The organism is Noviherbaspirillum aridicola, from assembly GCF_019656455.1.
Taxonomy (GTDB): Bacteria; Pseudomonadota; Gammaproteobacteria; order Burkholderiales; family Burkholderiaceae_D; genus Noviherbaspirillum; species Noviherbaspirillum aridicola.
In genome coordinates, this window is the sequence record NZ_BPMK01000039.1 from 1 (window position 1) to 1,183 (window position 1,183).

1 protein-coding gene is annotated in these 1,183 nt (G+C 57.5%); it reads right to left on the reverse strand.

The features are described from left to right. Positions 1 to 17: 17 nt before the first annotated feature. Positions 18 to 1,123, reverse strand: a protein-coding gene (locus NCCP691_RS21200) for an IS3 family transposase (protein WP_373870381.1) whose coding sequence is annotated in 2 segments (ribosomal slippage) — positions 18 to 874 and positions 874 to 1,123 — 1,107 coding nt in all. Because the reading frame shifts where the segments join, the coding sequence is not laid out codon by codon here. Positions 1,124 to 1,183: the final 60 nt, after the last annotated feature.

Consider the following 1,183-nt stretch of genomic DNA (forward strand, 5'->3'; position numbering starts at 1 on the left):
CTGACCTGCTCCCCAATTTAGTACGAAACCAAATTAGAGTCTGCGGTTAAAAAACTATCTGCGAACTGCTTTGGCGTCAGGTACCCGAGTGAGCTGTGCGGCCGGTCGTTATTGTATTCCTGGCACCAATCGGCGATCGTCGCTCGTGCATGCCGCATCGAGACGAACCAGTGCTCGTTCAGGCATTCATCCCGGAATTTACCGTTGAAGCTCTCGATATAGGCATTTTGCTGGGGCTTGCCTGGTTCGATGAAGTGCAGCTTCAGGCCGGTTCTGTAGGCCCATTCGTCTAGCGTTTTCCCTGCAAATTCAGGGCCATTGTCGATCGTGATCGACAATGGCAGCCCTCGGGCATCAGCAAGTCGTTCCAGCACTGCCACGACGCGACGACCCGGCAAGGACGTATCGACCTCGATGGCCAGGCACTCCTTTGTAAAATCATCGACAATGTTCAAGGTGCGGAACCGCCGGCCGTCGGCCAGGCCGTCAGATACGAAATCCATTGACCAGCTCTGATTGGGTGCTGTAGCGGGCGCCTTGACCTGTCGCTCGACGCCAGCGATTCTCTTTCTCTTGCGTCTTCTGACTGCCAAACCTGCCTGTTGATAGACGCGGAACAGTCTTTTGTGATTGACGGCCCAGCCTTCGCGCTTGACGAGCACATGCAGCCGCCGATAGCCATAGCGCCGCTTATGGGCGGCCAGCTCGCACAGCCGCTCTCGCAGAGGCTGGTCATCAGGGCGACGGGCTTCATAGCGGTACAAGGATCGGGATATGCCGATAAGCCCACAGGCGCGGGTAACGCCCAAACCATGCACTTGCATGATGTGCGTCACCGCCGCTCGCTTTGCCTGCGGGCTCACCACTTTCGGCCCAGGACATCCTTGAGCGCCGCATTATCCAGCATGCTCTCGGCCAGCAACCGCTTGAGCCGCGCATTCTCTGCTTCCAGAGCCTTGAGCCGCTGCGCATCCGACACGGTCATGCCGCCGAATTTCGCCTTCCAGTTGTAGTACGTCGCGTCGCTGATTCCATGCTTGCGGCACAGCTCTGCGACCTTCGCGCCTGCCTCGGCTTCCTTCAGGATGCCTATGATTTGTTCTTCTGTGAAACGCTTCTTCATGCTACCTCCCACGGAGGCAGACTCTACATCATTGCCGTACTAATCTCGGGGAGCAGGTCA